We start from the raw sequence: 8,310 nt of genomic DNA, 5'->3' as shown, positions 1-8,310 counted from the left end.
CTTCACTTCGTCCATCGAGGAAGAAGTTGACAAGCTGGTCTGGTCTATCCGCTGGGGCGCCGACACCGTGATGGACCTTTCGACCGGCGAGAACATTCATGAAACGCGGGAATGGATTTTGCGCAATTCGCCGGTGCCGATTGGCACGGTGCCGATTTACCAGGCGCTGGAAAAAGTCAACGGCAAGGCTGAGGACCTGACCTGGGAAATCTTCCGCGACACGCTGATCGAGCAGGCCGAGCAGGGCGTGGATTACTTCACCATCCACGCCGGGGTGCGTCTGGCCTATGTGCCACTGACGGCGAACCGCCTGACGGGCATCGTCTCGCGCGGCGGCTCCATCATGGCCAAATGGTGCTTGTCGCATCACCGCGAAAGCTTTCTTTACGAGCATTTCGAAGACATCTGCGAAATCATGAAGGCGTATGACGTGTGCTTCTCTCTCGGCGATGGGTTGCGGCCTGGGTCGATTGCCGATGCGAATGACGAAGCGCAGTTTGCCGAACTGCACACGCTGGGCGAGCTGACGCAGATCGCCTGGAAGCACGATGTGCAGGTGATGATTGAAGGCCCCGGCCATGTGCCGCTGCAGCTGGTGAAGGAAAACGTCGACAAGCAGCTCGAAGCCTGCTTTGAAGCGCCGTTTTATACCCTCGGCCCCTTGATCACCGACATCTCGCCCGGTTATGACCATATTTCGTCAGCCATGGGCGCGGCAAACATCGGCTGGTACGGTACGGCGATGCTGTGCTATGTCACGCCCAAGGAACACCTTGGGTTGCCGAATCGCGACGACGTGAAACAGGGCCTGATCGCCTACAAGATTGCGGCGCACGCGGCCGATCTGGCCAAGGGTTATCCGGGCGCGCAGATGTGGGACAACGCGGTGTCCAAGGCGCGTTTCGAGTTCCGCTGGGAAGACCAGTTTCGCCTGGCAATCGACCCTGACACGGCGATGAAATATCACGATGAAACGCTGCCGAAAGAAAACGCCAAGGTGGCGCATTTCTGCTCAATGTGCGGGCCGAAATTCTGCTCGATGAAGATCTCGCAGGAAGTGCGCGAGTTTGCGCGGCTGAACCCGGCGACGACGACGCTGGCCAGCAGCCCGGGCGTGATTGCGATCAAGCAGATGAGCGTTCAGATTGAGACAGGCTTCGAGGAAAAGGCCGAGGAATTCCGCAAGGGCGGTAACGAGATTTATTCCTGAGGCAGACGATGAAAGCCTTGCACATCGGCATCGCGGGCGCGGGTCTTGCCGGCCGTACGCTGGCCTGGCGCTTGCTGCGCGCCGGTTGCCGCGTCAGCCTGTTTGACTCGCGGCCTCGCGCGGCACTGGACACGGCAAGCATGACCGCAGCGGCCATGCTGTCCCCGCTGGCCGAGCTGGCAGTGTCCGACGAAGTCGTGTTTGCACTGGGCCAGCGCTCGATGCAGTTGTGGCCGCGCTGGATTGCCGAACTGGCAGAAGGCGGCGGCGATCCGGTCTATTTCCGGCAGCAGGGCACTCTGGTGGTCGCCCATTCGCCCGATCAGGCATCGCTGGAACATTTCACGCGCCTGCTGCGCCACAAGCTGCCCGAGGCGTGTCGCGCGCAGGTGCATACGCTGGATGCGGCGGCACTCGCGCAGCAGGAGCCGGCGCTGGCCGGGCGATTTGGCGGCGGCCTTTTTCTGGACAGCGAAGGCCAGCTCGCCAACGACCAGTGGATGGCAGCGCTGGCGACGGAAATTGACCGGCTTGGCGTTGGCTGGCATGAGGGCCAGGCGGTTGAGCGGGTGGAACAAGGCCGCATCGTTTGCGCGAGTGAGTCTTACGCGGTGGATCTGGCGGTCGATGCGCGCGGCGTGGGTAGCAAGGCGCAGTGGCCCCGTGACAATTCCTTGCGCGGCGTGCGTGGCGAGGTGTTGCGGGTTGAGTGCCACGGCGTGACCCTGCTGCGCCCGGTGCGCCTGATGCATCCGCGTTACGCGCTGTATGTGGCGCCCCGGCCAGACCACCAGTTTGTGGTGGGCGCGACCGAGCTGGAATCGGAAGACACCGGCCCGGTCACGCTGCGCTCGACGCTGGAGCTGGGCAGCGCGCTGCACAGCCTGCATCCGGCGTTTGGCGAGGCGCGCGTGCTGCGCCTGTCGGCGGCCCTGCGCCCGGCGCTGGACGACAACCGCCCGGCCGTGGTCCAGCGAGACGGCGTCTGGCATATCAATGGCCTGTACCGGCATGGCTATCTGTGCGCGCCTGCCGTGGTCAACAAGCTGGCCCATCAACTGCTGGAAACGGTCAGCGAGGAGGCGACATGACGACGCTCGAGATATCCCTGAACGGCGATCGCATTGCAACCCAGGCATTCAGCCTGCAGGCGTTGCTGCTGGAGCGCGGCTACGACCTTAAAAGTGCCTTTGCCTGCGCCATCAACAGCGGCTTCGTGCCCCGGCCGCAATGGCCCGAACGCAGCTTGCAGGGCGGCGACCGCGTTGATGTCGTGACACCGATCACGGGAGGTTAGCGATGAGCCACCCCACGAACAGTTCAATCGCCCACGGCAGTCCGTGGACCGTCGCGGGCAGCACGCTGTCCAGCCGGCTTTTCCTTGGCACCTCGCATTACCCTTCGCTGCAGGTATTGGGTGACGCGGTGCGCGCCAGCGGCACGGAAGTGCTGACCGTCGGCCTGCGCCGGCTGCAGCCGGAAAGCGGCGGCGGCAACAGCTTCTGGCAGCGTATCCAGGCGCTGGGCTGCCACATTTTGCCGAATACGGCGGGTTGCCACAGCGCCGGTGAAGCGATCACGCTGGCGCAAATGGCGCGCGAGATTTTCGGCACCGCCTGGATCAAGCTCGAAGTCATCGGCGACGACTACACGTTGCAGCCCGATACCGTGGCCACGCTGGAGGCCGCGACGGCGCTGGCAAAAGACGGTTTTGCGGTCTTTGCCTACACCACCGATGACCTGGTGATGGCGCAGCGCCTTCGCGATGCTGGCTGCGCGGCGGTGATGCCCTGGGCCGCCCCGATTGGCACCGGGCGCGGGCCGCTCAATCCGTACGCGCTGGAAACCATGCGGCGGCGCCTGCCGGACGCGGTGCTCATCGTCGATGCCGGTCTGGGCCGCCCCTCGCATGCGGCGCAGGTGATGGAACTGGGTTTTGACGCGGTGCTGCTCAACACCGCGGTCGCGCAGGCGGGCGATCCGGTACGCATGGCGCGCGCCTTTGCCGATGGCGTGGCTGCCGGCCGCGCCGCTTACGAATCGACGCCCATGCCCGAGCGCGCTGCGGCGCAGGCTTCCACCCCGACCGTCGGCGTGCCTTTCTGGCACGGCGCTTGATGTTCTTCGGGGCTGGTTTTTTTGACAAAACCGTTTGGGCTGAGCCTGTCGACGCGTTCATCAATGTGCAGGAAATCCATGACCTCATCGCCCGCTAGCTTCTTGCCGCTCACTGGCCCGATCGGCTTTTATCCGGTGGTACCCGATGCCGTCTGGGTGCAGCATCTGCTGGATTGGGGTGTGCGCACCGTGCAGCTACGCATCAAGGCAGGCGATCTGGGGACCGAAGAGATTGCGCAGCAGGTGCAGGCCGCCGTGGCGGGGGGGGGCGCGCGGCCGGGTGCGCAGGTGTTCATCAATGACCATTGGCAGCTGGCGCTGGCTGCGGGCGCTTATGGCGTGCATCTGGGCCAGCAAGACTTGGACAGCGCTGACCTGAACGCGTTGCGCAGCGCCGGCCTGCGGCTGGGCCTGAGTACGCACACGCCGGAGGAGCTGGCGCGCGCCAAGGCGGTCCAACCCTCGTATCTGGCGATTGGCCCGGTTTACCCGACCACGCTGAAAGTCATGCCTTACGCGCCAGTCGGGCTGGAGCGCCTGAAGCGATGGGCCGAGCAGGCGGCGCCCTGCCCGGTGGTGGCGATAGGCGGAATTTCGCTGGCGCTGATGCCGGGCGTGCTGGCCTGCGGCGTCGATGGCGTTGCGGTAGTCAGCGCGGTGACGCAGGCGCTTGATCCGCGGCAGGCCGCGTTGTCGGGGTTGCAGCTGGCGGCCCGCTGAAATAACTGGCTCTTAGATCAAACGGCCTTGTGGTCCATATTCTACCGGCATAGATAGCTATTAAAAAGTGAGTATGTGGCGCACCTGCCGGCGCGCGCTCAAGCCGACAGTTCCTCGTAGTCGGTGTAGCCCGCGGCGCCGCCGCCGTAAAAGGTCGCCTGGTCTGGCTGGTTGAGCGCGGCATGGGTGCGCAGGCGGGCCACCAAATCGGGGTTCGCGATGAAGGGTTTGCCAAAGGCGACCAGGTCGGCGCCGTCCTTCACCGCCTGCTCGGCCTTGGCCGGGTAATACCGGTTGTTCACCATCCACGCACCTTTTCCCCCTGCCGCGCGGTAGGACGCTTTCAGCTCGGCGTAGTCAAACGGCCGCTCGGGCATCTCGCGCGCGCCGCCAGTCGCGCCTTCAATGATGTGGATATAGGCGAGATCGAGCTTGGCGAGCTGCCTGAGCACATAGTCAAAGAGGGGCTGCGGATCGCTGTCAAACGCGTCATTGGCCGGCGTCACGGGCGACAGGCGGATACCGGTGCGACCGCCGCCGATCGAGTCGGCGATGGCGCGTGTCACTTCGAGCACCAGGCGTGCGCGATTTCGGATACTGCCGCCGTAATCATCGGTGCGATGGTTGGAGCCGTTTTTGAGAAACTGGTCGAGCAGGTAGCCATTGGCTGCATGGATTTCGATGCCGTCAAAACCGGCGGTTTCCACCGCATTGCGCGCTGCGGCCTGATAGGTGTGCACGATGTCCGGCAGTTCGCCAGCGTCCAGCGCGCGAGGCTCTGAGGTGGCGACGAAGGCGGGCGCGCCGTCCCTCATCAGCACGGTCCGGGTTTTGGCAGTGATGGCCGAGGGGGCTACCGGCTGACCGCCGCCAGGCTGCAATTCGTTGTGCGAGACGCGGCCCACATGCCAGAGCTGGACCACGATCTTGCCGCCCTGGTCATGGACCGCCTCGGTGACGCGTTTCCAGCCGTCAAGCTGCTCGGTGCCATAGAGCCCCGGCACGTCGGCGTAACCCTGGCCTTGTTGGCTGATGGCGGTGGCTTCGCTGATAAGCAGACCCGCCGTGGCGCGTTGGGTGTAGTACTCGGCCATTAGCGGCGTAGGAATCGCGTCGGGCGCGCGGTTGCGCGTCAGCGGCGCCATCACGATGCGGTTGGCAAGCTGCAGGTCACCGGCCTGAACGGTGTCGAATAAGGAGTGCATTGAAAAAGATCCGCAATTGAAAATAGGGTTCAAGTATGAGCCCGGAGGGACGGGTCCGGCAAGGGCCACCGGATTCGTTCCAGGCTAAGTTCAATTCGGGGGCAGCGCAGTACGCGAAGCGACAAGCGTGGGGCGAGGGCCGCCAGCGCCGGGCCGCCCCAAGCAAGGCCGGCCCCCTCGGGGGGCAGCGCAGTACGCGAAGCGACAAGCGTGGGGGCTATTTCTTGAGCAATCCCTCCTCCTTCATGGCCGCCTGCACGGCTGGACGGGCCGCCACGCGCGCACGAAATTCGGCAAGGTGGCTCAGGCCGGAAATGTCAACGCCTACCATGGGCGCCCAGTTGGTCACGGTGAAGAGATAAGGGTCGGCGACGCTGAAAGCATCGCCCATCAGGTATTGTTTCCCCGCAAGTTCGCCATCGACCCATTTCAGGCGCGACTGCAGCCTGTCGATCACCGTGGTTTTGTACTCGGCGGGCGTACCCGGACTGAAGAGCGGGCTGAAACCCTTGTGCAATTCGGTGGCGATGAAGTTGAGCCAGCTTTGCAGGCGCGCGCGCGCCACGGTGCCGTTGGCCGGGGCCAGCTCTTTGTCCGGCACCTGGTCGGCGATGTACTGCACGATGGCCGGACCTTCGCTCAGGCGGGTGCCGTCATCGAGCTCGAGCAGCGGCACATAACCCAGCGGGTTGATGGTGTAGTAGTCGGTGCCGTCTACAAGCTTGTGGGTTTTGGTGGGGGCCAGCACATGCTCGAACTTCAGGCCCGACTCATGCAGCGTGATGTGCGGTGAAAGTGAGCAGGTGCCGGGTGAGTAATATAGCTTCATGATTTTTTTCCTGGGTTTCGGGGAGGCGGTTGGGAGCAGGTTTGGAACCTGCCGTCGATACTATCCGCTGGGCGTGATATCTGCTGGGGGACGGCTGCTGCTACGGGCTGCGGCGATGGGCCCGGATTTTGCATAAAATCCCCGTCTTGTCCATTGAGAACCGCTGCTGAGTGCTATAAAATACGTAGCAAACGGCAAGTCCTGCGGTGTTGTCCTACAAAATGCGGGCAGTGCTGCTTTTACGATAGGGTCGTTGCACGAATGGCTCGCAATTACGCCATCTTGCGCTTCACGCGATGTTCGCGTTATGGGAGAAGCTAATGATTAAATACGCAATTATTTTTGCGGTGATTTCGCTGATTGCCGGAGCCATGGGCTTTGGCGGCGTGGCGGCGGGTGCTGCCGGAATCGCCAAAATCCTGTTTGGACTGTTCCTGATTCTGGCGGTGATTTTTGTGGTGCTGGCTGCGCTTGGCGTGGGCGCCGTGAAAAAGGTCATGAAATAAATGAGTGAATCCGGCCCGGTGCCGCCGGACATGGCGGTGTCACGGCTCAAGAAAAAATGGTTTCACCCCGGTTCGCAGACCGGTACCGAAGTGGCTGGCAGGCCTGAAAACACCGACATCACGGCGCGCCGGAAAAACCGGTTTTCTGCCAGCATTGCCGAGTTTTTGCTGGTTTTCCGGTTGCGTGCGCGGCGCACGCCGGCGAGCGCCGCCAGCAACATGGCGCGTGCGCTTCGCATGGTGCTGGTGACTTGCGAACACTGGTTTGGCCGGGCCGACACGCCCCGGTCCGGCCCTGACAAGCGGCGCTGATACGCGGGTTTCCCTAGCTCATTTAACCGGCGATAAATTCATGCATACCTCACTTGTTGACGCACTTCTGGAGTACGAAGTACGTGACCCGGCGCATTTTTTTCTCAATCTTGAGGCCGCCTTCCACGAGGGGCACGAGGTGATCGAGGAGCGCCTGACGATCACGCCCAGCATGAAGGTCCACACCTTTTGCGACGAGCGCAGCGGCAACCGGTTTATCCGCCTTGATGCGCCGCGCGGCCTGCTGTCGGTCAATTACCACGCCCTGGTTCATCTGAGCGCTGTTCCGGTGCCCCTGCATCTGGACGAAACGCCCGTGACGGCCGTGCCCGACGACGTGCTGCACTATCTCATGCCCAGCCGCTACTGCGAGTCAGACTCCATGAGCCGCGTTGCGCAACAGCTGTTTGGTCATTTGGCGCCCGGTCTAGGACGTGTGCGGGCGATTGAGAGCTGGGTTTACGAGTCGATTGCCTATGTGCCGGGCTACACCTCTTCCACCACCACGGCGCAGGATGTGTTCGTGCAGCGTGTCGGCGTCTGCCGGGATTTTGCCCACCTGGGCATCACGCTGTGCCGCGCACTGAACATCCCGGCGCGGCTGGTGGTCGGTTATGTGCATTTCGAGGAACCGCCGCAGGATTTTCATGCCTTGTTCGAGGCCTGGCTGGACGGCCGCTGGGTGCTGTTTGACCCGAGCCGACTGGCTGCGACCGACCGGCTGGTGCGCGTTGGCACCGGGCGCGATGCCAAAGATGTGGCTTTTGCCACCATTTTTGGCGATGTAAAAATGCTACGCAAGGAACTGACGGTGGACGAGAGTGAAACCCCGGTAGATCCGCCTGCCGGTGCCGTGCCGGCGCATTCAGTGGTGACGGGCTAGCCAGGGGTCTGACGCCAGCATGGCTGTGGCGCGCTGCATTGCATGCAGCCTTGCCGTGCTTGCCTCGTGAGCCGGAGCAGGCCCGGGCGGTGACGGTTGCTCAGGAAGCGTAGCTTTGGTCCAGGCGGTCAAGCTTGCGGATCAGTGACGGCCAGACGAATGCACCGCCCATGCCACCGGTTTGCACGCGCATGGCCTCGCCCACGCCCTTGACGATCAGCGGATTGACCTCGGTCAGCGCACCGCCGCCTGACTGTGCATCGATCTGAATGCGGCAGGTGTTCTCAAAGGTGTACATGCCCAGGAAGGCCTCGGCGATCGTCTTGCCGACCACCAGCAGGCCGTGGTTGCGCAGCATTAAAAAGTTGGCGCGGCCGAGGTCGGCCTGCAGCCGGGGCTTTTCATTTTCGCGAAAGGCCACGCCTTCATACGCATGGTAGGCCAGCGAGGCCAGCACAAACGTCGATTGCTGGCTGATCGGCAGCACGCCGCCGGTCTGGGCGCTCACGGCAACCCCGGCGCGCGTG

11 protein-coding genes are annotated in these 8,310 nt (G+C 63.4%); 8 read left to right on the top strand and 3 right to left on the bottom strand.

All coding sequences use genetic code 11. From position 1 onward, the window contains the following. The 5 genes from thiC to thiE all read left to right on the top strand — a co-directional run. On the top strand, positions 1–1,210 hold a 1,210-nt coding region (gene thiC / locus HHJ19_RS11855), incomplete at its 5' end, for a phosphomethylpyrimidine synthase ThiC (RefSeq protein ID WP_296907569.1). An 8-nt stretch (positions 1,211–1,218) separates the two neighbouring features. After that, positions 1,219–2,301: a glycine oxidase ThiO gene (gene thiO / locus HHJ19_RS11850; RefSeq protein ID WP_296907567.1), complete on the top strand. Its 1,083-nt coding sequence runs from the start codon at positions 1,219–1,221 to the stop codon at positions 2,299–2,301. Further along, positions 2,298–2,507, top strand: a complete 210-nt coding sequence (gene thiS, locus HHJ19_RS11845; protein WP_296907565.1) for a sulfur carrier protein ThiS — start codon at positions 2,298–2,300, stop codon at positions 2,505–2,507. Before thiO ends, thiS begins: the two co-directional genes overlap by 4 nt. A gap of 2 nt (positions 2,508–2,509) precedes the next feature. Further along, positions 2,510–3,328 carry a thiazole synthase gene (locus HHJ19_RS11840; RefSeq protein WP_296907562.1) on the top strand — a complete coding sequence of 273 codons (819 nt, stop codon included), beginning with the start codon at positions 2,510–2,512 and terminating at the stop codon, positions 3,326–3,328. 78 nt (positions 3,329–3,406) lie between these two features. Further along, positions 3,407–4,048 (top strand): thiamine phosphate synthase, encoded by a 642-nt coding sequence (thiE, locus tag HHJ19_RS11835; RefSeq protein ID WP_296907560.1) that lies wholly within the window; start codon positions 3,407–3,409, stop codon positions 4,046–4,048. A 98-nt stretch (positions 4,049–4,146) separates the two neighbouring features. Here the strand turns inward: thiE and HHJ19_RS11830 are convergent, their stop codons facing one another. Together HHJ19_RS11830 and gstA are read right to left on the bottom strand one after the other, a co-directional pair. Further along, the gene (locus tag HHJ19_RS11830; RefSeq protein WP_296907557.1) at positions 4,147–5,253 is read right to left on the bottom strand and encodes an alkene reductase; all 1,107 of its coding nucleotides are present in this window, start codon (positions 5,251–5,253) and stop codon (positions 4,147–4,149) included. A 217-nt stretch (positions 5,254–5,470) separates the two neighbouring features. Next, a complete protein-coding gene (gene gstA / locus HHJ19_RS11825) occupies positions 5,471–6,082 on the bottom strand; it encodes a glutathione transferase GstA (RefSeq protein ID WP_296907555.1) in 612 nt (203 codons plus the stop codon). 320 nt (positions 6,083–6,402) lie between these two features. Here gstA and HHJ19_RS11820 point away from each other — a divergent pair, with 320 nt between their 5' ends. Genes HHJ19_RS11820 through HHJ19_RS11810 form a run of 3 tightly spaced genes read left to right on the top strand, consistent with a single transcriptional unit; the run spans position 6,403 to position 7,783 of the window. Then, positions 6,403–6,588: a DUF1328 family protein gene (locus HHJ19_RS11820; protein ID WP_296907552.1), complete on the top strand. Its 186-nt coding sequence runs from the start codon at positions 6,403–6,405 to the stop codon at positions 6,586–6,588. Continuing rightward, positions 6,589–6,900 (top strand): hypothetical protein, encoded by a 312-nt coding sequence (locus HHJ19_RS11815; protein ID WP_296907549.1) that lies wholly within the window; start codon positions 6,589–6,591, stop codon positions 6,898–6,900. A gap of 40 nt (positions 6,901–6,940) precedes the next feature. Then, positions 6,941–7,783 carry a transglutaminase family protein gene (locus HHJ19_RS11810; RefSeq protein WP_296907546.1) on the top strand — a complete coding sequence of 281 codons (843 nt, stop codon included), beginning with the start codon at positions 6,941–6,943 and terminating at the stop codon, positions 7,781–7,783. Positions 7,784–7,883: 100 nt separating this feature from the next. Here the strand turns inward: HHJ19_RS11810 and HHJ19_RS11805 are convergent. Then, the coding region (locus HHJ19_RS11805; RefSeq protein WP_296907544.1) for a class II aldolase/adducin family protein at positions 7,884–8,310 on the bottom strand (427 nt) is incomplete at its 5' end.

The organism is Polaromonas sp. (genome assembly GCF_012927415.1).
Lineage (GTDB): Bacteria > Pseudomonadota > Gammaproteobacteria > Burkholderiales > Burkholderiaceae_C > Polaromonas.
The sequence above is the reverse complement of the archived record's forward strand: the minus strand, read 5'-3'. Positions and strand labels throughout refer to the sequence as shown.

Excerpts from the sequence above, each read along its gene's own strand:
- HHJ19_RS11820 (WP_296907552.1), top strand. The coding sequence starts at position 6,403 with ATGATTAAATACGCAATTATTTTTGCGGTGATTTCGCTGATTGCCGGA.
- HHJ19_RS11840 (WP_296907562.1), top strand. The coding sequence starts at position 2,510 with ATGAGCCACCCCACGAACAGTTCAATCGCCCACGGCAGTCCGTGGACC.
- HHJ19_RS11810 (WP_296907546.1), top strand. The coding sequence starts at position 6,941 with ATGCATACCTCACTTGTTGACGCACTTCTGGAGTACGAAGTACGTGAC.
- HHJ19_RS11830 (WP_296907557.1), bottom strand. The coding sequence starts at position 5,253 with ATGCACTCCTTATTCGACACCGTTCAGGCCGGTGACCTGCAGCTTGCC.
- gstA (WP_296907555.1), bottom strand. The coding sequence starts at position 6,082 with ATGAAGCTATATTACTCACCCGGCACCTGCTCACTTTCACCGCACATC.
- thiS (WP_296907565.1), top strand. The coding sequence starts at position 2,298 with ATGACGACGCTCGAGATATCCCTGAACGGCGATCGCATTGCAACCCAG.
- thiE (WP_296907560.1), top strand. The coding sequence starts at position 3,407 with ATGACCTCATCGCCCGCTAGCTTCTTGCCGCTCACTGGCCCGATCGGC.
- thiO (WP_296907567.1), top strand. The coding sequence starts at position 1,219 with ATGAAAGCCTTGCACATCGGCATCGCGGGCGCGGGTCTTGCCGGCCGT.
- HHJ19_RS11815 (WP_296907549.1), top strand. The coding sequence starts at position 6,589 with ATGAGTGAATCCGGCCCGGTGCCGCCGGACATGGCGGTGTCACGGCTC.